19 protein-coding genes are annotated in these 22,293 nt (G+C 54.7%); 10 read left to right on the top strand and 9 right to left on the bottom strand.

Annotation, left to right across the window (positions count from 1 at the left end):
• Window positions 1–31 precede the first annotated feature (31 nt).
• From B5D63_RS32765 to B5D63_RS32740, 6 genes are all read right to left on the bottom strand, one after another.
• Entirely contained in the window at window positions 32–1,255 is a 1,224-nt protein-coding gene (locus B5D63_RS32765) for an efflux RND transporter periplasmic adaptor subunit (RefSeq protein ID WP_078673118.1), read from the bottom strand.
• Between the two features lie 3 nt (window positions 1,256–1,258).
• The gene (locus tag B5D63_RS32760) at window positions 1,259–2,470 is read right to left on the bottom strand and encodes an efflux RND transporter periplasmic adaptor subunit (RefSeq protein WP_078673117.1); all 1,212 of its coding nucleotides are present in this window, start codon (window positions 2,468–2,470) and stop codon (window positions 1,259–1,261) included.
• Window positions 2,448–3,767, bottom strand: a complete 1,320-nt coding sequence (locus tag B5D63_RS32755; RefSeq protein WP_200817150.1) for a TolC family protein — start codon at window positions 3,765–3,767, stop codon at window positions 2,448–2,450. Before B5D63_RS32755 ends, B5D63_RS32760 begins: the two co-directional genes overlap by 23 nt.
• Entirely contained in the window at window positions 3,751–5,685 is a 1,935-nt protein-coding gene (locus B5D63_RS35655; protein WP_078673115.1) for an efflux RND transporter permease subunit, read from the bottom strand. The genes B5D63_RS32755 and B5D63_RS35655 overlap by 17 nt, the downstream gene beginning before the upstream one ends.
• A 1-nt stretch (window position 5,686) precedes the next feature.
• Window positions 5,687–6,976 carry an efflux RND transporter permease subunit gene (locus B5D63_RS35650; protein WP_078673114.1) on the bottom strand — a complete coding sequence of 430 codons (1,290 nt, stop codon included), beginning with the start codon at window positions 6,974–6,976 and terminating at the stop codon, window positions 5,687–5,689.
• 201 nt (window positions 6,977–7,177) lie between these two features.
• Entirely contained in the window at window positions 7,178–7,576 is a 399-nt protein-coding gene (locus B5D63_RS32740; RefSeq protein WP_078673113.1) for an HYC_CC_PP family protein, read from the bottom strand.
• A gap of 134 nt (window positions 7,577–7,710) precedes the next feature.
• On the opposite strand from B5D63_RS32740, the gene B5D63_RS32735 reads away from it, so the two are divergent.
• The 6 genes from B5D63_RS32735 to B5D63_RS32710 all read left to right on the top strand — a co-directional run bounded on the left by B5D63_RS32735 (window position 7,711) and on the right by B5D63_RS32710 (window position 12,736).
• On the top strand, window positions 7,711–8,358 hold the full coding sequence (locus tag B5D63_RS32735) for a Crp/Fnr family transcriptional regulator (RefSeq protein ID WP_078673112.1): 648 nt from the start codon (window positions 7,711–7,713) through the stop codon (window positions 8,356–8,358).
• Between the two features lie 68 nt (window positions 8,359–8,426).
• A complete protein-coding gene (locus tag B5D63_RS32730) occupies window positions 8,427–9,224 on the top strand; it encodes a sulfite exporter TauE/SafE family protein (protein ID WP_078673111.1) in 798 nt (265 codons plus the stop codon).
• Window positions 9,225–9,303: 79 nt separating this feature from the next.
• Window positions 9,304–9,873, top strand: coding sequence for a YeeE/YedE family protein (locus tag B5D63_RS32725; RefSeq protein WP_200817149.1), 570 nt, complete (start codon window positions 9,304–9,306; stop codon window positions 9,871–9,873).
• A gap of 12 nt (window positions 9,874–9,885) precedes the next feature.
• On the top strand, window positions 9,886–10,308 hold the full coding sequence (locus B5D63_RS32720; protein WP_078673110.1) for a DUF6691 family protein: 423 nt from the start codon (window positions 9,886–9,888) through the stop codon (window positions 10,306–10,308).
• Window positions 10,309–10,320: 12 nt separating this feature from the next.
• Window positions 10,321–11,655: an MBL fold metallo-hydrolase gene (locus B5D63_RS32715; RefSeq protein WP_078673109.1), complete on the top strand. Its 1,335-nt coding sequence runs from the start codon at window positions 10,321–10,323 to the stop codon at window positions 11,653–11,655.
• Between the two features lie 148 nt (window positions 11,656–11,803).
• Window positions 11,804–12,736, top strand: coding sequence for an NADP-dependent oxidoreductase (locus tag B5D63_RS32710; RefSeq protein ID WP_078673231.1), 933 nt, complete (start codon window positions 11,804–11,806; stop codon window positions 12,734–12,736).
• Between the two features lies 1 nt (window position 12,737).
• On the opposite strand, the gene B5D63_RS32705 is transcribed toward B5D63_RS32710, so the two are convergent.
• Complete coding sequence (locus B5D63_RS32705) at window positions 12,738–13,454, bottom strand: SDR family oxidoreductase (protein ID WP_078673108.1); 717 nt, start codon at window positions 13,452–13,454, stop codon at window positions 12,738–12,740.
• A 121-nt stretch (window positions 13,455–13,575) separates the two neighbouring features.
• On the opposite strand from B5D63_RS32705, the gene B5D63_RS32700 reads away from it, so the two are divergent.
• A complete protein-coding gene (locus tag B5D63_RS32700; RefSeq protein WP_078673107.1) occupies window positions 13,576–13,926 on the top strand; it encodes an iron chaperone in 351 nt (116 codons plus the stop codon).
• Here the strand turns inward: B5D63_RS32700 and B5D63_RS32695 are convergent, their stop codons facing one another.
• On the bottom strand, window positions 13,927–14,301 hold the full coding sequence (locus B5D63_RS32695; protein WP_078673106.1) for a hypothetical protein: 375 nt from the start codon (window positions 14,299–14,301) through the stop codon (window positions 13,927–13,929). It lies immediately after the preceding gene.
• 64 nt (window positions 14,302–14,365) lie between these two features.
• Window positions 14,366–15,385 carry a LacI family DNA-binding transcriptional regulator gene (locus B5D63_RS32690; protein WP_078673105.1) on the bottom strand — a complete coding sequence of 340 codons (1,020 nt, stop codon included), beginning with the start codon at window positions 15,383–15,385 and terminating at the stop codon, window positions 14,366–14,368.
• Between the two features lie 138 nt (window positions 15,386–15,523).
• Here B5D63_RS32690 and B5D63_RS32685 point away from each other — a divergent pair, with 138 nt between their 5' ends.
• From B5D63_RS32685 to B5D63_RS32675, 3 genes are read left to right on the top strand one after another with little or no spacing between them, the layout of a single operon-like run.
• On the top strand, window positions 15,524–18,628 hold the full coding sequence (locus B5D63_RS32685) for a SusC/RagA family TonB-linked outer membrane protein (protein WP_078673104.1): 3,105 nt from the start codon (window positions 15,524–15,526) through the stop codon (window positions 18,626–18,628).
• Window positions 18,629–18,646: 18 nt separating this feature from the next.
• Entirely contained in the window at window positions 18,647–20,197 is a 1,551-nt protein-coding gene (locus B5D63_RS32680) for a SusD/RagB family nutrient-binding outer membrane lipoprotein (RefSeq protein WP_078673103.1), read from the top strand.
• 28 nt (window positions 20,198–20,225) lie between these two features.
• Complete coding sequence (locus B5D63_RS32675; RefSeq protein ID WP_078673102.1) at window positions 20,226–22,286, top strand: alpha/beta hydrolase family protein; 2,061 nt, start codon at window positions 20,226–20,228, stop codon at window positions 22,284–22,286.
• Window positions 22,287–22,293 lie beyond the last annotated feature (7 nt).

The raw sequence follows: 22,293 nt of genomic DNA, 5'->3' as shown, positions 1-22,293 counted from the left end.
TGGATGTTTTTTATGATGAACAGTTGGTCGTTTAATGTTGATGACCGGCGGCTGCTGCCAGCGGGTCTGCGCCTTTTTTCAGGATGTATTCGCTGTACAGCAGGTAGGCGCCGGTGACGACTACTTTATCGCCGGCGGCGAGACCGTCTGCGATCTCTACGGCGTCATAGTTCTCCATGCCGGTGGTCACCATGCGCGGCTCGAATTTGCCTTTGCTTTTTTCTATCCATACGTGGGTACCTTTGCCATCGCGGATAACGGCATCTACCGGTAACGCCAGTACGTCGTTTTTACTTTTAACGGGCAGCAAAATACTGGCTTGCTGTCCCGGCTGCCAGCGGTTGTCCGGGTTGGGAATGGTGCCGCGCAGCTGCATCAGCTGGCTGCCGCTCTGCAGGGCAGGGTTGATGAACTGTACTGTCATCTGCTGCGGTTCCTGCTCCCAGCCGGCCACCATCACTTTTACGGTCTGTCCTGGTTTAACGGCTTCGGCTTCTGCGGGATAGAGGTCCGCTTCCACCCATAACTGCTGATACCCTTCGAGGCGCATCACGGGGCCGCCTTCGGCGACGTACTGTCCTTCGGTGACGGATAGCTCGGACACGATACCGCTCTGGGTGGCGGGATAGGTTACGTAAGGATTTACTTTTTGCGACTGCAACAGCTGTTGAATGGCGGCGTCTGACTGGTCGTACAGCGCCAGTTTCTGGCGGGCGCCTTTTTCTATCTGCGCAAAACGGGCGTCTTCCGGGAACTGTCGCGCTTGTGCTGCGGCCAGCAGGTATTCCTGTTGCAGAGCTGCCAGCTGCTCGGAGTAGATGCGGTACAGCGGTTGCCCTTTGGTGACTTTCACACCGGTTTCCCGCACATAGAGCGCTTCCACACGCCCCGGTACACGGCTGGAGATAACATTGGTCTTCTCCGGATCGACGGCCAGCCGGCCGTTCAACTGTTTGAAGCCGGCCAGGTTACCGGCGCCGATGGTCACGGTGGTGATATTGGCGAGGGCGATCTGGCTGTTGTCCAGCGTGAGGGAATGGTCTTTATTGCTTTTGTCGAACGGCACCAGGTCCATGCCGCAGATAGGGCAGGTACCGGGTTTGTTCTGTACGATCTGCGGATGCATGGGGCAGGTGAACGTTGGCTGCGGGCCCGCCTGTGCGGCAGGTTTGCCGGTTTCTTTGCAGGCGGCCAGCAATACGGCAGGCGCTACGGATACCAGCAATATGTTGCGTAAGAAATGTTTTCTTTCCATGTGCTAAGGTTGTGTTTTGATAAAACTTTCGCTGTCTACGAGGTAAGCGGCATTGGAGGCCACTTCCCAGTCGGCGATGGGGGTGGTGACTTGCACCATGCCACCCACGGCGGCGCCGGTTTCCACGGCCACCGGCGTAAAGGCGCCGTTGGTTTTACGGAATACGAGCGATTGGTTGCCAGAGCGGTACACGGCTTTGACGGGCAGCCACCAGCCTTCGCGGTAAACCAGCGGTATGCTGCCGGTGAGCAGCTGTCCGGCCCGGAAATGATGCGCTCCCAGGTATACCCGCACCAGCGTGAAATTCTGGCCGCTACGGTATACCGGTTCTATCAGTCCGATGGTGCCGGGCTGCATAGCGTTTTTATCATGTACCGGGTAAAACAGCAGGCGTTGCTGCGGTTTTATCTTCGCTGCCAGGGCAGATGGAAACGCAAATTCAGCGACGAGGTTGTCGGCCTGGTAGATGGTGAAGAGCGATTGCCCTGCGCTCACATACTGTCCTTCGCGCAGCATCACGGGCGTATTGGCGGGCGCTGCGGGCGTAGCGGGTGCAGGAGCGCTGCCACCGCCACCACCGCCCATGTTGCCCATACCGTCGCCGGCGGGTGCTGCTGCCGTGCTGGCAGGAGCCATGGCTGCAGGTGCGGCGGCGCTGCCCTGCTCCAGGATATAGCCGTTGGCGTTACTGTACACCGGGATACGGTAAAGGATACGCCCTGTTTTCAGTACCTGCTCTATCTGGCCGGCCTGCATGCCCAGTAGCTGCAAACGCTGTTTGGCGGAGGCCAGCAACGGACTTTCCTGTTTGGCGACAAGCAGTAGCTCCCGCTGCGCGGCCGCCAGGTCGGGAGAATAGATCTCCATGATCAGCTGCCCTTTGCTGACAGGCTGGTAGTTGTATCTGATCAGCAGCCGCTCGATACGGCCGCCTACACGACTGGCGATGCTGGTCTGCCGGCGGGTATCATAGGTAATGACACCGCTCACTTCTGAGGTGTGGATACGCGTGCCGCTGCTGGCTTTGATTACCGGGATGGTGGCAATCACACGGGCATTGACCGGCTGCGTCAGCGCGGTGATGCTGCTGTCCGGCGTTTGTGCGTGACCGGTAGCATGTGTCTGCGCGGGCTTGCGCTGGCAGGCGGCGAGCGTCAGCAACGCCATTGTTGTCACAGACAGGATATTGATATTAACGATATAGTTGTTTCTCATAATCCACGATCATTTCATAGAGTTTCAGTTTCTCGTCCAGAATATTGGACTGCATCATGGTCAGCGCTTCCCATGCGTCGATGACGGTGGAGAGCGACTGTTTATTTTCCTGGTAATTCAGGAAACCGGCATCCAGCGTCTGGCGCAGGGAAGGCACGATCTTGTCTTCCATAGCGGTGATACGCTGCTGCATGGAACGGATCTCGTACTGCATGCCATACAGCATTCCCTGTGTTTCCTGCAACATGGCGGCTTTCTCTTTCTCCATCGCTGCCACACTGTATTCCATGGATTTAATGCCCGACTTGTACATTTTGGATGCCCACGGAACAATGGGGATGCTCACCATGCCCATGGCGCTGAAAGCCTTTGGCATCATACCGCCCAGCGGCTGCATGTGGTCGAAGCGTATTTTGAAATCAGGCTTCTTGTCCCGCTTCATGGCTTCTGCGTTGAGCTGCATGGAACGGATGCTCTCGTTCATCTTCATCACGTCCTGCCGTACGGCAGCCAGTGAGGCGGTATCATAAGAGGACGCCTGTTCAAAGACGGGCTGAAAAGCGGTGTCGATATCGAAGGACTGGTTACCGGGGGCGTTCATCAGGCTGTTGAGCCAGGAGCGTGCTTTGGCAATGGTACCTTCCTGCATACGGATCATGTTGCGGTTGTCTTCCAGTTTGGCGGCGGTTTTATATACGCCGCTGAGTTGTGACTGGTTGTAGGGGAACCGCACTTCTTCGATTTTCTGCATGGTCTGCATGATTTTTTCATTCTCCTGCAGCACCCGGATTTTCTGTTGCGCTACGATCCACGTATAGTACAGGCGTTTGGCCTGTGCCTTTAGTTCGTTGAGCGTAATACCGCGGGTAGCCATTTCCACGTTGCCCTGTGAAGCGATGTAACGCTTTTTGGCGGCCAGTTTGGCCGGATTGGGAATGTCCTGCTCCAGCTGCAGCATCAGGCTGCCTTTATCGCGGTCGTCCATCAGCATCTGTCCGGGATAGGGTGTCATAAAGGTGCCGGCGCCCACCATAGGGGCCATCCAGGCGGTGGCTGCCTCTGCGCTGTGGCGGTAGCTCTCCGCTTTCAGGCCGTAGGATTGCAGCAACACGTTGTTGCCGTCTATTTTCTGCAGGATGTTTTGCAGCGATAGTACCGGCGCCTGTTGCGCAGGAGCAGCAGTTGTCACCAAAGACATCACCAGCATTAAAAAACCGGATACAATCTTTGCGCCTTTGCTGCTTCGCGTCTTTGCGTGCAAATCCTCTATGTGTTTATATTTAGTGATGTACTTCATGTATCTCCAGTTTACCGTGCTTACGCAGTTCATATTCTTTTGTCATGAGGAAGATCAAGGGTGTCACCAGCAGGATATGCGTGGAGGAGGTGAGCACGCCGCCGATCATGGGCAGTACGATGGGTTTCATCACATCGGTGCCTACGCCGTTGGCCCACAGTACGGGCACCAGGCCGAAGAGGGACACACAGACCGTCATCAGTTTGGGACGGAGCCTTTTGGCAGCGCCGTAGATGACGTGGGTCCGAAGGTCTTCCCGGGTGATGGTCTCAGCACTGTTGCCTTTCTGTTTCACCAGCTGCTGCATGGCGTCGTTGAGGTAGATGACCATCACGATGCCTGTTTCCACCGCGATGCCGAAGAGGGCGATGAAACCTACGGCTACGGCCACGGACAGGTTTACGCCCCAGAAATAAATCATATAGGCGCCGCCGATAAGGGCAAAAGGCACGGTGATGAGGCTGAGGAATGCTTCGCGGATAGAGTGGAAGGCGAAGTAGAGGGAGAAAAATATGATGACCAGCACCACCGGCGCTATCCACAGTAATGTCTGCTGGCCGCGGATGAGGTTTTCATACTGGCCGCTCCATTCCAGGTAGTAGCCCTGTGGCAGGATGCCCTGCGCCTGTCCCATTTTTTTGATGGCTTCCTGTACGGTGCTGCCGAGGTCGCGGCCACGTACGTTGAACAGTACGGCGCCACGCAGCATGGCGTTGTCGGAGGTGATCATCGGCGGACCGTCGGTGAATTTCACATCGGCGACGGCGGACAAAGGTACTTCGCCCATGGCGGCAGACATAATGGGGATGCGGCGGATGCGCTCTACGCTGTTGCGGTAGTCCTGCGCCAGCCGCACGCTGATGGAGAAACGCTGCCGCCCTTCGATGGTATTGCCGATGGGGGCGCCGCCCAGGGCGGTTTCCACGGTCTGGTTCACATCGTCTACGTTGAGGCCGTAACGGGCCAGGTCGGCGCGGCGAACGGTGATATCGAGGTATTTGCCGCCGGTAACGGGTTCCACGTACAGGTCGGTGATACCGGGGGTGCCTTCCAGCGCTTTTCTCACTTTTTCGGAAACGGCGGCGATGGTGTCCAGCTGCTGGCCGTATACCTTCACGCCTACGTCTGTACGAATGCCGGTGGCCAGCATGTTGATACGGTTAATGATAGGCTGTGTCCATCCGTTTACCACGCCGGGTATCTGCAGCTTTTTATCCAGCTCGTCGATGATGTCTTTCTTCGTTTTGCCTTCCCGCCATTGTGATTTGGGTTTCAGCATGATAATGGTCTCGATCATACTGATAGGGGAGTTGTCGGTAGCGGTGCTGGCGCGGCCGGCTTTTCCCAGCACTTTCTCCACTTCCGGTACGGATTTGATGATTTTGTCCTGCACCTGCAGGATACGTTTGGCTTCTGCGTTGGAGATGTCGGGCAGCGTCACCGGCATGAAGAGGATGCTCTGCTCGTCCAGCGGCGGCATAAACTCGCTGCCAAGGCTTTTTAGCAGGGGAATGGTGATCACCAGCGCGATGACATTGATGGCGATGGTGGTCTTGCGCCATTTTAATACGCCTTTGATAACAGGTTCGTATATGCGTTCCAGTATACGGTTGACCGGATTGGCATTGTCCGGCCGGAATTTACCTTTCATGAAGAAAGAGATCAGGACCGGCGCCAGCGTAATCACCAGCAGGGCGTCCATGATCATGATAAATGTTTTCGTATAGGCCAGCGGGTGGAACAGCTTACCTTCCTGCCCGGTGAGCATAAACACCGGCAGAAAAGAGGTGATGATGATGATGGTAGCGAAAAACACGCCGCGCGACACCTGCTTGCTGGACTGTTCGATGACTTTCAGTCTTTCTTCTTCGCTGATCCACTGTGGTGTTTTCTTGAATATCTTTTTCAGCCAGTTCATGTTATTTGTTTTTTTGTTGTTCCTGCCAGCTGGCGTACCGTTCGGACAGATGTTTATAAGCGTTTTCACTCATGATGATCCCGTTGTCCACGATCACGCCGATGGCCAGTGCGATACCGGTGAGCGACATGATATTGGAGGATATGCCGAAGGCGTTGAGCAGCAGGAAGCTGGCGGCCAGGGTGATCGGTATCTGTATGATGATGCTGAGGGCGCTGCGCCAGTGGAACAGGAAGATGATCACTACCACGGACACCACGATCATTTCTTCGATCAGCGTGTGCCGGATGGAGTCTACGGATTCTTTGATCAGCTCTCCGCGGTCGTACACGATATCGAACTTCACGTTTTCGGGGAGACCTTTGGCGACTTCTTTCATTTTGGCTTTTACGTGATCGATCACTTCTGCGGCGTTTTCACCGTAGCGCATCACCACGATGCCGCCTACACGTTCTCCCTCGCCGTCCTGGTCGAAGATGCCGAGGCGCGTTTCGCCGGTCATCTGCACGGTGGCTACATCGGCTACACGTATCGGGATGCTGTTCTGGGTTTTGACGGGTATGTCGGCGATTTCTTCGGCCGACTTCAGGTAGCCGGAGGTTTTGATGATATAGCCGATGTCGCTGATTTCAAATTTGCGGCCGCCGGACTCGTTGTTGTTGGTCCGGATGGCGTTGATCACTTCCGGTACGGAAAGACGGTAGTACAGCAGTTTATTGGGATCTACGGTGATCTGGTATTGTTTCTGGAAGCCGCCGAAGGAGGCGATTTCACTGACGCCCTCCACATTTTGCAGGGCGAATTTAACGTACCAGTCCTGTAGTGCGCGTTGCTCGCCGAGGTCCATCTGCGGGGCGTCGAGCGTATACCAGAGGATATGGCCCACGCCGGTGCCGTCCGGCCCCAGCTGCGGCGACACGCCGGCAGGCAGGGTACGGGATACGGTGCTGAGCCTTTCCAGCACTCTTTCACGGGCCCAGTAGATGTCTACATCATCGTGGAAGATGACATAGATAAAGCTCATGCCGAACATGGAGGAACCGCGCACATATTTGATTTTGGGCAGCCCCTGTAGGTTGGTCACCAGCGGATAGGTGATCTGGTCTTCTATCAGCTGCGGACCGCGGCCCATCCATTCGGTAAATACGATCACCTGGTTTTCAGACAGATCGGGAATAGCGTCGATAGGATTTTTTTTGACGGCATAAATGCCCCAGGCAAACAGGGCGGTGGCCAGTACCAGCACAATGAAGCGGTTGCGCAGCGACCATTCGATAATTCGATGTACCATATATGTTAGTTCAATGGGTACCAGAAGATAACAGAAACCGCTGCAGGCACAAGGTCTGTCGGAGACTGCATATACCGGCAGGCGGGTATAACGGCACAGGCTATACGTCACACGGAGGAGTCAGTTATCTCCCGGGAAAAAACAGTAATAAAAGGGTAGTAAATCAGTAACGGCAGGCTTGCCATTCTGTGGAGAGGGGTATCACACGCGGAAAATACAATGTAGTATATAGGGCTGGACCTTACTGCTATAGGGGGGCGCATGGCTCACCGGGTGTGCTGTCGCCAGCGGCACTATCCTGGCAGCCGGCAGCTGCACATAGCTCGCAGGAATGTCTGCTACAGGCATCTGCAGGAAAGGAAGGGCGTGAACGGTCACCTTCTGGTCTTTCTCCAGTTTCACGGTCTTATGCTCGTCCTTGCAGCATTTTTTCGGGCATCCCTTGCTCAGGTCTGTCTCACAGTGGCTGCATTTTTTCTTGTCCCCATGCCACAGTTCTATTTTTACCAGCTTGCCCATGCAGTAGTGCATGTGGAACGTGGCGCCGGTGGAGGTGCCAACGTACAGCAGCAGTAAAATGAGTGTGAGGACTTTCTTCATGCAGACAAAAGTAGCCGTAAGGAGCGGAATGGTTGTTATATAATTTTAAGTTCTTTTATATTTTTTTGTGATGATGTCTGTGCTGCGTTCTGATCGCGGGCTTTTTTGTACCTTGTAGCCATATCGCGCGTACTATGGATGCTAAATCGGATATTCTGGAATACCTCAACGCTCATTTTCCCGCACTGGACAATGCGTTGAAAACACATCTGTCGGAGATAGGCGCCTTGCAGACGGTACCTGCCGGTACGGTGCTGATGCAGCAGGGCCAGTACATTAAATATACGGTGCTGGTGCTGGAAGGCAGGATCAAATTGTACCGCGAAGGCGAAGATATAGGTGAATTTTTTATGTATTATCTGGAACCGGGTGATGCCTGTGCCATTTCCATGGTATGTGTGGCTTCCGGAAAAGCGAGCGAGGTGATGGCCAAAGCCGTGGAAGACTCCGTGGTATTGATGATACCTGTACGGTATATGGAGGCGCTGATGAAGGATCACAAGAGCTGGTACCAGTTTGTGATAGAATCGTACCGCCGCCGTTTCGAAGAGGTGCTGAGCGTATTGGACAGCACCGTATTTAAAAATATGGACGAGCGTCTTTTATCCTATATCCGCTCCCAGGCCACCAAACTGGGCACACAGGAATTGAAATTAACCCACCAGGAGATCGCTGCTGATCTCAACTCGTCCAGGGAAGTCGTTTCCCGTTTACTAAAAAAACTTGAACAGAAAGGCATTGTCAAACTCAACAGGAATTCTATAGAAGTATTGCCTGTGTAACCTAAGTCACAGAGTTTGCTTTGGCGGGTCCGTACTTTTGTATGGATAGTAAAGCAAATATGTAACAAATGGAAATTATAGGTTATATCGCTGCAGCGCTGATAGGCGTATCATTGGGACTCATTGGCGGCGGTGGGTCTGTACTGACCCTCCCGGTGCTGGTGTACCTTTTTGGTATCACCCCGGCGGCTGCCACTTCCTATTCGCTGTTTATCGTAGGCGCCACCAGCCTGGTGGGCGCGGTAGGCAGCTACCGGAAACAACAGGTCAATGTGCCGGTGGCGTTGCTGTTTGGCATACCCACCATTGTGGCGGTATGGATGACAAGGCGTTATGTGATGCCGGCCCTGCCGGCGGAGCTGTTCCGCATCGGCGACTGGATGGTCACCCGGGAACTGGCGGTCATGCTGCTGTTTGCCGGCCTGATGCTGCTGGCGTCTTTCTCCATGATCCTGGGGCGGACCGCAGCACCGCAGACCGTGAGGCCGATGGGGCCTGCCGGTAAAATACGGCTGGCGCTCTACGGCCTGCTGATTGGCTTTGTGACCGGCCTGTTGGGCGCCGGTGGCGGATTTCTTATCATTCCGGCACTGATCATAATGGCCGGCCTGCCTATGAAAACGGCGGTAGGCACCTCCCTGATGATCATGGCCATGAGCACGCTGATCGGCTTTATGGGCGACACCGGCCATGCTGGCATCAACTGGCCGCTGCTGCTGACATTGACCGGCATTGCCGTGGCAGGGGTGATCGGCGGCGGGCTGCTTTCCCGGAGGATACCGGGCGGAAAGCTCAAGCGCGGTTTCGGTTGGTTTGTACTGGTCATGGGCGTTTACATCATCCTGCTCGAAACAGTGCTGAAATAAGAAAAAGCTTGTGTAACAATTGTCACCATATTCGTGAATGTATTGCTACACCTTTGTAACACAAACACATATCATCATAATGACAATCCTTGAATTTTTACAACAACCCTGGCCCTGGTATATCGCAGGACCGCTGATCGGTCTCACTGTGCCGGTGTTGCTGCTCGTGGGTAACAAATCTTTTGGTATCAGTTCTTCGCTGCGGCATATCTGTGCGGCATGTATACCCGCTAAAGTGCCTTTTTTTCAGTATGACTGGAAGAAGGAAGTGTGGAACCTTCTTTTCGTAGCGGGTATCCTGTTAGGAGGAATCATCGCAGGATCGCTGCTGGTCAATCCGGCGCCGGTGGCGGTGAATCCCAAACTGGTGACAGACCTGGCGCAATATGGTATTACAGATTTTCATTCGCTGGTGCCCGGCCAGCTGTTCAACTGGCCAGCGTTGCTGTCCGTCCGCGGCCTGCTGATGATGGTCGGCGGCGGTTTCCTGGTGGGCTTCGGCACCCGTTACGCCGGTGGTTGTACCAGCGGTCATGCCATCATGGGGCTTTCCACGCTGCAATGGCCTTCACTGGTAGCCACCATCTGTTTTATGATAGGCGGTTTTGTAATGGCTAATCTGATACTGCCTTTTATTCTTTCATTGTAATGCTGACTTTTTATGAATACGTGGTTTAGTCAATTAAAATACCTGGTGATCGGCACTTTGTTCGGGATCATTTTTGTGAAAGCAGAAGTGATCAGCTGGTTCCGTATCCAGGAAATGTTCCGGCTGCAGTCCTTCCATATGTATGGTGTTATCGGCAGTGCAGTCATGGTGGGCATGTTATCAGTGTGGCTCATCAAAAAATACAATATCAAAACACTGGAGGGAGAAACCGTTGTGTTTCAACCTAAAAAATTCAACAAAGGACAAATCTATGGTGGTTTGATGTTCGGCCTGGGCTGGGCTATCACCGGCGCCTGTCCGGGCCCGCTGTTCGCCCAGATCGGTGTAGGCACCACCGTAGTCGCCGTTACTTTGCTGAGTGCCATCGCCGGTACCTGGGTGTATGGCCGTTTCCGTGATCAATTACCGCATTAAAAATATATAGTTATGGAGATCAGACAATTTGAAGATAAGGGGCTGTCCCATTATTCCTATGCTGTGTACAGCGAACAGGCGGGAACCGTCATACTGATAGATCCTGCCAGGGACGTAACGCCGTATGTGGAGTTTGCCGCTGCGAAAAACGCAAAAATCACCGGTGTGATAGAGACGCATCCGCATGCCGACTTTGTAAGCAGTCACCTGGAGCTGCATCAGACCACCGGGGCTACCATCTACTGTTCCGCGCTGGTAGGCGCCGCTTACCCGCATACGGCTTTCGATGAAGGAGATACGATACAAACAGGGGAGTTGACATTCAAAGCCCTGAATACGCCGGGCCATTCGCCGGACAGCATCAGCATTGTGCTGGAGGAAAAAGGCGTTGTGAAAGCGGTGTTTACCGGTGATACGCTGTTCATCGGCGATTGCGGCCGGCCTGACCTGCGTGAGAAAGCAGGTAATCTGACCGCTACCCGGGCAGACCTGGCCAGGCAGATGTACCATTCCCTGCGGGAGAAACTGATGACGCTGCCGGACGATACCCTGGTGTATCCCGCCCACGGCGCCGGCACGCTGTGCGGTAAATCGCTGGGGGAAGCCAATCACAGTACTATTGGCGCAGAGAAACTGACCAACTGGAGCTTGCAGGACTATACAGAAGACGCTTTTGTGGCCGAGCTGTTGTCCCAGCAGCCGTATATCCCCAAGTATTTCCCGTATGATGTGGACATCAACCGGAAAGGGGCGCCAGCCATGATGGCTTCCCTGGGACAGGTAGTGGTGATCACGCCCGACGCTGCGATGAAAGGCGATGTGCTGCTGGTGGACACCCGTCCGGCGGCAGCCTTTAAACAAAGTCATTTGCTGCATGCCATCAACCTGCAGCTGACAGGAAAGTTTGAAACGTGGCTGGGCAGTGTGGTGACGCCGGGTGAAATGTTTTATCTGATAGCGGAAGATATGACGCAGCTGAAGGAAGCGCTGCGCAGAGCGGCCAGCATCGGCTATGAAAGTATGATACGCGGCGGAACAGTTTATTCCGGAGGCTCCGAGACGATGGCCCCCGTGCCGCTGGACGAGCTCCGCAAACACCCGGAAGCATTCACCATCGTAGATGTACGCATGGACAACGAAATTCAGGCGGGGGCTTTATTGCCCGGCTCCATTGCCATTCCGCTGGACCAGTTACGGGAACGGGCACACGAAATACCGTTGAGCAAGCCCATCGTCGTGCATTGCGCCGGCGGTTACCGCAGTGCCGCAGGCAGCAGTATCGTGGCCAGCGCATTGAAAAAACAGGTGCCGGTATACGATCTCGGTGAAGACATCAAAACGTTTTAAAGTGAACGAATATACATCCACGGGCGGCCTGGTTTTCCGGGCCGCTTTTTTTATCGGGTATCTGGAATTTTTACAGATTTATATCAGCATTGTACAGCAAAATGGGGCGGTGGGCGACTTACATTTGCAACAAAACAATTTCGACACCATGAAAACAATCATATTAAAAGGAGCGGGAGAGGTTGACCAGCTGGTGCATACCACCTTGCCGGAGCCGGAGATCGCAACGGGGGAAGTATTGGTACAGGTGAAAGCCATCAGCATCAACCCGGTAGATGTAAAGACCCGCAGCGGTAAAGCAATGTTTGCCAAATTACAGGCAGAAGACCCGATTATCCTGGGATGGGATATCGCTGGTATCGTCACCGCCTCTCATTCTCCGTTGTTCAAAGAGGGAGACGAGGTGTTTGGGATGGTCAATTTTCCCGGTCATGGTAAAGCGTACGCGGAATACGTAGCGGCGCCGGCGGAGCAACTGGCGCTTAAACCGGCAGGCATTTCCTATGAGGAGGCCGCCGCGGCTACACTGGCGGCGTTGACAGCGTTGCAGGCGCTGGCAAGCACCACCATTCATCCCGGAGATAAAGTGCTGATACATGCAGCTGCCGGCGGTGTAGGGCATTACGCGGTGCAGCTGGCCAAAGCGGCAGGCGCGTATGTGATCGGAACCGCTTCCGCAGCCAATCGTGATTTTGTGCTGGGACTCGGGGCCGATGAACACTTCGATTACAGGTCAGCTCCGTTTGAAGAACATTATCATGACCTTGACTTCGTGTTGGACACGATGGGCGGAGAATACATTGACCGTTCCCTGAAAACGCTGCGGCCACAGGGCACCATCATCAGCCTGCCCAGCGGATTGCGGGAGGCAGTGGGAGAGAAGGCCGCCGCTCAGAATAAAAACGGCTATTTTATCATGGTGGCGTCCAGCGGGAAAGACATGCAGTCGCTGGCAGACCTGCTGGAACGCGGAAAGCTGGTCTCTCATGTATCCGCCACTTACCCGTTCGCCGACATGGCGAAAGCACATCAGCAGATCGCCAGCGGCAGCACCCGCGGCAAAGTGGTGGTGACTCCATAACTTATATCTGGTGGTGGCCCGGAAGGATCATCAGTTTAGGGATACGCACATGTGCTGGTTGTTCCAAAATGAACTTCACCGTACGTACGACATCCGCTACGGTGAGGGGGTCATGGATGCCCATACTTTCCCTGGGATGCACGGCCCAGTCTTTGTGCAGTTCCGTCATCACCAGTCCGGGTTCTATACAGGAGATGTTGATGGGGGTACCTGCCAGCTCCATCCGCAGTGCTTCGGACAGCGCTTCCATAGCGAACTTGGTGGCCGCGTAAGCGCCGGCCGTAGGCCGTACTTTCGTTCCCATCACACTCGACAGGTTGATCACATGTCCGGAGCCCTGTGCCTTGAAACGTTTCAACACCAGGTAAGTCAGCCGGAAAGTCGCTTCCACGTTCAGCCGCATCATGGCCGACATCTTATCAATGTCAATACTTTCAATCGGGCCGGCTTCAATGCTGCCGGCGCAGTTAAAGAGATAGTCGCAGCGGCCGTAGGCGTCAAAAACGGTATTGACCACCTGTTCCTGGAAAACGGGATCGGTGAGGTCGCCGGGCATCACCCTCACATGGGCGGCCTCCAGTTCCTGCAGCCGCTCCCGGCGGCGGGCGGTAATCACCACGGTATGGCCGTCTGCCGCCAGGGCGCGCGCAATTGCATAACCGATGCCGCTGCTGGCGCCGGTGATAAGGCTGATCTTAGGTTGTTGGCTGTTTGTCATCTGTATCAAAATAGGTTTCCCAAAATAATCATTTATGGCGGCATATGCCCCTGTATTTGTCGTATTGACACCGCGTGCCGCTGCGGCAGTATTTGTAAGTTTGCAGTACAACTGAACGACGATGGGAACTAAATTCACTACTACCGACGAATACCTGGCCACGCTGCCGGAAACCAGCATTGCAAAGGCGCAGGAGATCCGGGAAATCATCCGCAAAGCGGCGCCCAAAGCTACAGAAGTGATCAGTTATAACATACCAGCGTTTAAGCAGAATAAAGTGCTGGTATGGTTTGCCGGTTATAAAAGCCATATCGGCTTTTACCCCGGTGGTGGCGCCATCGATATCTTCCAGGACGATTTAACTGCTTACAAAACATCGAAAGGCGCTATCCAGTTTCCGGTAGACAAGCCGCTGCCGGCAGCGCTGATTAAAAAGATTGTAAAATATAGGGTGAAAGAACTGGCGGAATAGCTAATGATACCGGACTTGTATGCTAATTCCCCTGATCATGGTGTCACGGGAAGGCGGTTGCTCCTTGTGAACAGATGCGGTATACTTTTCCAGTACCACTGCTGAGTCGTTTTCTTGCCAATAAACACTGTCTAAATAATAAACCGCTACAGAAGGTAGTTTTTCGGTAGCTGTTAAAGTATCAATGGCTGTCATGGCGGTAACCAGGCAGGCATGGTCACCATCCCAGGCGCCTTGCTGACGCTGATAGAACAACAGATATTTACTGCTATCAGGACAATAACTCCTCGATAGTTCTTCCACTGGCCCGACTGGCGTAATGTTGCAAGCCGTTAGGAAAACCAGACAGAGATACAGGGGCAACATTTGTTTCATTTCTACATGGTGATTTTACCTGAGTGTAAGCCTGCAATGTTTACCGTTATCATATTATTGAAGTTTACCTATTACGCTGCGTGGACTCCCTTTCTATCAATTTCCCCGGCAGCACTACCTCCTCCGCTACGAAATTCTTTTTCCGGATATGATTCAGCAGCAGCTGGCAACTTACCCTGCCGATCTCATAGGCCGGTTCTGCGATGGTGCTGAGAGATGGGGAGATGATCGCTGATACCGGATCGTTGGTGAAGCCGATCACGCCCACCTCTTTGCCCGGAATGATTTTCATTTCTTTCATGGCCAGCATGGCGCCGACAGCCTTACGGTCGTTGACCGCAAAAATGGCGTCTGGTTTTTCCGGCAGCTCCCAAAGCTGCTGAAAATCCTGGTATCCGCTTTCCTGTCCGAAGCCGGAGTGAATGATCCACGATTCCTGCACCGGCAATTTATGTTTACGCAACGCATCCAGGTAGCCCTGCAGCCGGTTGGCCGTAAAGGTTAGTCCCTGTGGCCCTGCCAGGTGCGCAATGCGGCGGTATCCTTTGGCGATCAGGTGTTCGGTGGCTTCGAAAGCGCCGTTGTAATCGTCCTGCATTACCTTGCTGGTACCAACATGTTCGGCTACACGATCAAAAAACACGACCGGCACTCCGTCATCTATAATTTCCTGGAAATGGTCACAGGCATCTGCCTGCGACGATACAGATACCAGCATGCCGTCGAGGCTGCTGAAAGAGAGGCTGCGGATGATGTTCAGCTCCCGCTCCGCATCGTCATTGGTCACATGCAGGATAAGGTTATAGCCATGACGGTAGGCTACTTCCTGTATACCGGTAAATACCGTAGAGAAATAGTAGTTGGTGATGGCCGGCAGTAACACCGCCACGTTATGGGAACTGTTTTTTACCAGGCCGGTGGCATTGAAGTTGGGCCGGTAATTCAGTTCTGCCGCCTTGTCCAGTACCATCTGCCGGGTTTCGGCATTCACGTCATAAGTGTCCCGCAGCGCCCGTGAAACCGTTGATACAGATATATTCAACGCCCGGGCGATATCTTTTATCGTAGCATAGTGTCGGCGCATATGCCCGAATATAAGAAATCACGGACGTTTTCGGTAACGTTACCGGTGAAATTCCGGCAAAACGTTTCGAGGCTACGTATTTTGGGGGTACGTTTTAGCAACGAGCCAACCAAGAATCACTCATTAAAATTCGAGCGTATGAAGAACTGTAATTGCCGCGATTTATTCCCCTACCTGCTACTATGCTTGCTAATGGCGCTGTCCGGCCAACTGGCGGCGCAAAATTCACCTGTCAAAGGCACTGTCAGAGATGCTGTCTCCAAAGCGCCGCTTCCCGGCGTTACCGTCGCCGTTAAAGGCACCACGCAAGGCGTTACCAGCAGCGCCGATGGTACTTATTCGCTTGCCGTACCGGCCAATGCCACCCTGGTATTTTCCTTCGTAGGATACACCCGCCAGGAAATTCCGGTTGGCGGCAAAGCGACTATCGACGTAACGCTCAGCGAAAGTTCTTCCAGCCTTAGCGAGGTGGTCGTTACCGCGCTGGGTATCGAACGAAAAACCCGTTCTCTGGGATACGCCACCCAGCAACTGGGCACCGAAAGTATCAACGCGGTGAAAGACCCGGGCGCCAATATCATGAATACGCTCAACGGTAAAGTGGCCGGCGCGGTGGTGACACCGGCAGCCTCCGGCCCCGGCGGCGCGGTGAGAGTAGTGCTCCGCGGCAACCGTTCCATCAGCGGTAATAACAACGCCCTGATCGTAGTGGATGGTGTGCCGATCGACAATACCATGAGCACGGAGACCGCCGGCGGCGGTTCCGCCAATACGGTGGCTACACAGCCTAAAGGCACCTCCAGCGGTTATTCCGGCAGCGATGGCGCGGCCAGCATCAACCCGCAGGACGTGGAATCCATCAACGTGCTGAAAGGACCTGCTGCTGCAGCGCTTTACGGCAGCCGTGCCGCCAATGGCGCGCTGATCATCACCACCAAAAGCGGCAAAAGCGGTAAACTGGCCATGCACTACAACGGTGGCGTGTCCATCGATCAGCCCAACCTGCTCATGAAATTACAGAATACGTACGGCCGGGGCAACGGTGGCCAGTTCGGCGCCCGCGCCGGCAACAGCTGGGGCGCGCCGGCACAGACCTACGCCGGCAACGTGAAAGGCTTCTTTAATACCGGTACGGCCGTGAACAACGCGGTAGACGTGTCCGGCGGTACCGATAAACTCAAGGGATACGCTTCCTATGCCAATAACTCCGTTACCGGCATCTATCCCAAAAACAGCCTGCAACGCAATACGCTCAACCTGCGCGTGAACGCGGAAGTACTGCCCCGCCTCACCACCGACGTGAAACTGACCTACGTGAGCCAGGATATTAAAAATAAACCCCGCGTGGGAGACCAGGGCGTGGCCAACGAAGCCTATATCATGCCCCGCGACCTCAGCCCGGACTCACTGAGACACTTTGAAGGAAGAGATGCCACCGGGAAACCATATCCCATTTACTGGACCAACTCCTCCACCTTCCAGAACCCTTACTGGGACGTGTACCGCAACAGCGTCAACGAATCCCGAAACCGCATCATGCTCATGGGATCTGCCAAATACCAGCTGCGCGACTGGCTCAGCGTGCAGGGAAGATATAGCCTCGACCGTTACGACGATAAAATTACCGCCTCCTACTACGACGGTACGGTCGCCTTCCCCGTACAACCCGGCGGCCGTTACCTCGAAGCATATGTCAACCACTGGGAGCGTAACATGGACCTGCTGTTGTCCGGTAATAACACCCTTTCCAACAGCTTTCATGTCAGCTACAACGTAGGCGGCAGTGTGCTCACCAGCAGGGGATACAACACCCAGTCCATCGCCAATGGCCTGAGCATCCCCAACCAGTTCAACCTGAACTTCGCGGCTGCGCCGGCGTTCTCCAATACCACCGTCAAAAAAGAAATACAATCCGTGTATGGCAGCGCCCAGCTGGATTTTAAACAATACCTCTACCTGGACGTCAGCGCGCGCAACGACTGGTCCTCCACATTACCCAGCCCCTACAGCTACTTCTATCCGTCTGTAGGCCTGTCGGCTGTTTTATCCGATATGATAAAAATGCCCTCCTGGGTTTCTTTCGGAAAAATACGCGCCTCTTATACGCAGGTGGGTAACGATGCAGACCCCTACCTGCTGCTGCAGACCTACAACTACAGCGTAGGCGCCGGCAACGGCTTCGTGTCCAGAAGCTTCACCAAAGCCATCAGGGACCTGAAACCGGAACAGACCAAGTCCTATGAAGCCGGACTGGAAGCTCGTTTCCTCGATGGACGCCTCGGTGTGGACGCTACCATCTATAAAAACAATACCATCAACCAGTTGATCTATATCGGCCTGCCGCAGGCCAGCGGTTTCGATAATCAGTACATCAACGCCGGTAACATCGAAAACAGAGGAGTAGAGGTGATGGTAACAGCGACGCCTGTACGTAATGATCACTTCAGCTGGAATACCACGCTGAATTACGCCACCAATAAAAACAAAGTATTGTCACTGGCGCCGGGAGTGGACCAGGCCGACCTGTCGCCCTCCGATAACTTCGGCAGCCTGCTGATCAAGCCGGGCGGCTCTTACGGCGATATTTACGGTTATACCTGGAGCCGCGACGAGAAAACCGGTCAGCGCATGGTGAATGCCAACGGCCTGCCCATGGTGACGGCCAACCAGAAACTGGGCAACTTCAACCCCGACTTCACCCTGGGCTGGGGCAACCAGCTGAAGTATAAAGACATCTCCCTGTCTTTCCTGATAGACGGCAGGGTAGGCGGTGTGCTGGTATCCGGTACCGACGCGATCCTCGCGGCTTATGGCGTGGCGGACTATACCACCCGTTTCCGTGACGGCGGTCTGGTACTGCCCGGCGCGCTGCCGGACGGCTCTCAGAACAATGTGGCTATCAAGGCTGAAGATCTCTGGACGACCGTGTCACAGGGCGGCCGCAATGCCTACGGTGAGTTTTTTACCTACAGCGCCACCAACTTCCGCCTGCGGGAACTGTCCGTTGCCTATGATTTCAAATTAAATAACAAACTGCTGAAATCCGCCAGGGTAGCACTCACAGGAAGAAATCTCTTCTTCCTGTACAGGGGCAAGTCACTGCTGGATATTCCGGGCATAGGCAAACGTACCCTCCCGGTAGATCCGGAAATGGCTATCGGCGCCAGTAACTACCAGGGCATAGAAGCCGGTCTGCTCCCTGCCGTACGCAGCTTCGGTTTCAACGTGAACGTATCTTTTTAGCCGCTAAAATCAACTGCCATGAAAAAACAATTCCGATATATCCTTCCGCTGGTAATGGCTGCTGCACTGAACGGCTGTACCAAAAATTTCGATGAACTGAATACCAATCCCGGTACGCTTACCGAGGCCGGTCTCAGGGAAATACCATTTATGTTCTCTAAAGCCCAGTCGGCTGCTGCCGTTAACCAGGGATATTACCAGACTACGCAGAACCTTTACGCCGATCTGTATGCACAATATTTTGCGCTGAATACCACCAGCTTCCAGACCGACCGTTACCTGATCAACGACGGCTGGCTGCCGCGCCCGGGTATTGTGACCTATGTACAGACCGTACCGCAGTTACGTACGATCTTTGAAAACACCCAACCCACTTCCGGCGAATATGCACTGGCTGAAATCATGTGGGTGTATGTGTTTCATCATATGACAGACTATTTCGGTCCGGTGCCGTATTTTGATGCCGGTAAAGCGCAGGATGTGATCGCCTATGACGCGCAGGATAAGATCTACGACGATTTTTTCAAACGGCTGGACCACGCCGTGAAAGCGCTGCAACAGGCGGGCGCCGGCAATGTGTTCGGCAATTATGACCTGATCTATAGCGGCGATGTGCAACAATGGATACGGTTCGCCAATACGCTGCGGCTGCGGCTGGCATTGCGCATTTCCCGCGTACAGCCCGACAGGGCCAAACAGGAAGCCGAAGCGGCTGTTGCCGCCGGTGTAATGACCGATATCACACATACGGCTAAACTGAAACGCTCACTCAGCGGCGGCGATGGTAACGGCCTGGCCAGGGTAGCTTCCTATAACGAGTTTAGCATGAGTTCCACCATGTTATCGTATTTAAAAGGATACAATGATCCACGGATGAACAGAATGTACCAGCCAGCGGTAGGAAATGGCACTTTCCGTAGCGTGCGCAACGGTTCCCCGGCAGTGGCGCTCAATAATCCGCTGAACCAGGCGGACCAAACCTCTAATGCCGGTACGTACTGGGCCACCTGGAACGGCACCGCATGGCTGCCTGTGCTGGAAGCTTCCCAGACGGTGCTTTATGCCGCGGAAGCTTATTTCCTGCGGGCAGAAGGTGCTGTCAACGGCTGGAATATGGGCGGCACCGCGCAGGCGCTCTATGAAAAAGGGATTGAGACGAGCATGCAGCAGTGGGGCGTTACCGATGCCGCTGCTATCAACGCTTACAAACAATCCGCTGCCATGCCTGCGGCGCCGGGCGATGTAGCTAATTCGCCGGCCGTAGCAGATGTCCCGGTGAAGTTCGGTTCAGCTGCCAATATACAACGGCAGCAGATCGGCACGCAGAAATGGATCGCCATCTATCCCGACGGGATGGAAGGCTGGGCTGAATTCCGCCGCAGCGGTTACCCGAAGATGTACCCGGTATTACAGTCGGACAATGCAGACCTGCCTGCCGGCGCCTTCATCAAACGGTTGCCTTACCCTTCTGCAGAAGCGACCACCAACGGCGCCGAGCTGAAGAAAGGGATACAGCTGCTGGGCGGCCCCGATAACGTCGCCACCCGTTTGTGGTGGGACGTGGAATAGCCTTGTTTTAAATAGTTAAATTCATTGGATGTTGAATACGATAGCGCAGTTTTTCATGGTCATGTCTTCGCTTTTTCTGGCTGTAGGGCCGCCGTTGCCCAAAGTGCTTCCCGCAGAACGGGAAGATGTTGCCGGCAGGCAGCTGAAGCTGGAAGCAGCTGCCGCCTTTCAGCGGTATACCACGCTTCCGCAAACCACCGAAGGGTGGGCCGCCTGGCGGCAGGAGCTGCGTGAAAGGATCGTCCGGGAGACCGGTATGCAGGAAGACCATACGTTGCCACTCGATACAAAAGAAACCGGCCGCGTACAGCAGCAGGGATACAGCATCCGTAATATCGCTTTCCAGACCCGGCCCGGTGTATACGCTACCGCCAATCTGTATATGCCGGACGGTCCGGGTCCTTTCCCTGCGGTGATCAATATGCACGGCCACTGGCCCGGCGCCCGTACCGGTGAGATGGTGCAGGCCACCGCTCATGAACTGGCCAGCCATGGCTATATCTGCCTGAATATCGACGCCTGGGGGGCAGGGGAGCGAACTACTACGCCCGGTGCGGCCGAATATCACGGCGCTAACCTCGGCGCTTCCCTGATGAATGCCGGCGCCACCCTGATGGGTATGCAGCTGACAGACAACATGCGGGGGGTAGACCTGCTGTGCAGCCTGCCACAGACCGACAAAAAACGGATCGGCGCCACCGGCGCCAGCGGCGGAGGGAACCAGACCATGTGGCTAACGGCCATGGATGAACGAATTAAAGCAGCGGTACCGGTGGTCAGCGTAGGCACTTTCGAAGCGTATATCCTTAACAGTAACTGTGTGTGTGAGCTGTTGCCCTCCGGACTCACCTTCACCGAAGAAGCCGGCATCCTCGCTATGGCGGCGCCCAGGGCACTGAAGATATGCAACGCCGAAAAAGACGTCAGCAAATCATTTTATCCTTCGGAGATGCTGCGCAGCTATAAAGCGGCTGCGCCATTGTTCCGGCTGCTGAAGGCCGGCGACCGTTTGCAATACCAGCTCTTTAACGCCACCCACGGCTATTGGCCGGAAATACGCAGCGCCATGCTGGGCTGGTTTGACCTGCACCTGAAACATACCGGCAACGGTGAACCGGTGCCGCTGCCCAATACGGCATTGCTGCCCGAACGACAACTGCTCACATTTCCGGCCTTGCAGCGGGATAGTAATGTGCTCAGCACCGCCGCCTGGTGCCGCCAGGCAGGCAGCGAATGGCGCGCCAACATGCTGGGCCACGACCGCCTGGATGTGAAAGAAAAAAGAGCCGCCTTAAAAACAGTACTGAAAGCAGAACAACCGCTGCAACTGAAAAAAATACATACCTATACGCCGGAAGAAGGATGGGACAGACTGGCGCTGGAGACAACGGACGGAGAACTGCTGCCGCTGCTGCACCGTAAACCCCGCAAACGGGAAAACGGCTACGTGGTACTAACCCACAGCGGCGGGAAAGACAGTATCCCTTCCGCCCGCATCGACGAGCTGCTGGCGAAAGGTTATGGCCTGGTACTGGCCGACCTGTGGGGGACCGGCGAACAAAGCTCCGAAGTGGCTGCTAAAACAGATGGCAGCCTGCCGCGTTTTCACACCTTGTCACGCAGTGCGCTCTGGCTGGGGCATACCCTGCAAGGCAAATGGACCAACGACCTGCGGTTGCTGACAGGCTTTCTCCGTAGCCACTACGGCGTGAAACGCATTACACTCGAGGGATATAAGGAAACCGGTATGGCCAGTCTTTTTGCGGCCGCGCTGGAAAGCGGCGTGCACAAAGTGGTAGCACATAACAGTCCTGTCAGTTACCAGTTTGCCAACAGGCAGGGTGTCGATTATTTTAACATGGCCATCCACGTGCCCGGCATCCTGCCATGGGGCGACGTGTCGCTGGCCGCCGCACTCACCGGTCGGGAAGTGGAGCTGATAGCGCCGGTAGACATGTCCGGCAACCCTATCAACGGGCTGCCGCTTAAATTCTACCGCGACGAGTTCCAGGAACTACGCAAACGGTGCCGCCAGCGCGGACAGCTCATCGTCCGCACCGCAGATAACAACTATAACGTAGAAAAATAATATGCAT

This window comes from Chitinophaga eiseniae (assembly GCF_900167135.1).
Taxonomy (GTDB): Bacteria; Bacteroidota; Bacteroidia; order Chitinophagales; family Chitinophagaceae; genus Chitinophaga; species Chitinophaga eiseniae.
The sequence above is the reverse complement of the archived record's forward strand: the minus strand, read 5'-3'. Positions and strand labels throughout refer to the sequence as shown.

Excerpts from the sequence above, each read along its gene's own strand:
- B5D63_RS32710 (WP_078673231.1), top strand. The coding sequence starts at position 11,804 with ATGAAAACAATCATATTAAAAGGAGCGGGAGAGGTTGACCAGCTGGTG.
- B5D63_RS32720 (WP_078673110.1), top strand. The coding sequence starts at position 9,886 with ATGAATACGTGGTTTAGTCAATTAAAATACCTGGTGATCGGCACTTTG.
- B5D63_RS32725 (WP_200817149.1), top strand. The coding sequence starts at position 9,304 with ATGACAATCCTTGAATTTTTACAACAACCCTGGCCCTGGTATATCGCA.
- B5D63_RS32715 (WP_078673109.1), top strand. The coding sequence starts at position 10,321 with ATGGAGATCAGACAATTTGAAGATAAGGGGCTGTCCCATTATTCCTAT.
- B5D63_RS32690 (WP_078673105.1), bottom strand. The coding sequence starts at position 15,385 with ATGCGCCGACACTATGCTACGATAAAAGATATCGCCCGGGCGTTGAAT.
- B5D63_RS32760 (WP_078673117.1), bottom strand. The coding sequence starts at position 2,470 with ATGAGAAACAACTATATCGTTAATATCAATATCCTGTCTGTGACAACA.
- B5D63_RS32680 (WP_078673103.1), top strand. The coding sequence starts at position 18,647 with ATGAAAAAACAATTCCGATATATCCTTCCGCTGGTAATGGCTGCTGCA.
- B5D63_RS32705 (WP_078673108.1), bottom strand. The coding sequence starts at position 13,454 with ATGACAAACAGCCAACAACCTAAGATCAGCCTTATCACCGGCGCCAGC.
- B5D63_RS32730 (WP_078673111.1), top strand. The coding sequence starts at position 8,427 with ATGGAAATTATAGGTTATATCGCTGCAGCGCTGATAGGCGTATCATTG.
- B5D63_RS32735 (WP_078673112.1), top strand. The coding sequence starts at position 7,711 with ATGGATGCTAAATCGGATATTCTGGAATACCTCAACGCTCATTTTCCC.
- B5D63_RS32695 (WP_078673106.1), bottom strand. The coding sequence starts at position 14,301 with ATGAAACAAATGTTGCCCCTGTATCTCTGTCTGGTTTTCCTAACGGCT.
- B5D63_RS32700 (WP_078673107.1), top strand. The coding sequence starts at position 13,576 with ATGGGAACTAAATTCACTACTACCGACGAATACCTGGCCACGCTGCCG.
- B5D63_RS32755 (WP_200817150.1), bottom strand. The coding sequence starts at position 3,767 with ATGAAGTACATCACTAAATATAAACACATAGAGGATTTGCACGCAAAG.
- B5D63_RS32740 (WP_078673113.1), bottom strand. The coding sequence starts at position 7,576 with ATGAAGAAAGTCCTCACACTCATTTTACTGCTGCTGTACGTTGGCACC.
- B5D63_RS35655 (WP_078673115.1), bottom strand. The coding sequence starts at position 5,685 with ATGAACTGGCTGAAAAAGATATTCAAGAAAACACCACAGTGGATCAGC.
- B5D63_RS32685 (WP_078673104.1), top strand. The coding sequence starts at position 15,524 with ATGAAGAACTGTAATTGCCGCGATTTATTCCCCTACCTGCTACTATGC.
- B5D63_RS32765 (WP_078673118.1), bottom strand. The coding sequence starts at position 1,255 with ATGGAAAGAAAACATTTCTTACGCAACATATTGCTGGTATCCGTAGCG.
- B5D63_RS35650 (WP_078673114.1), bottom strand. The coding sequence starts at position 6,976 with ATGGTACATCGAATTATCGAATGGTCGCTGCGCAACCGCTTCATTGTG.
- B5D63_RS32675 (WP_078673102.1), top strand. The coding sequence starts at position 20,226 with ATGTTGAATACGATAGCGCAGTTTTTCATGGTCATGTCTTCGCTTTTT.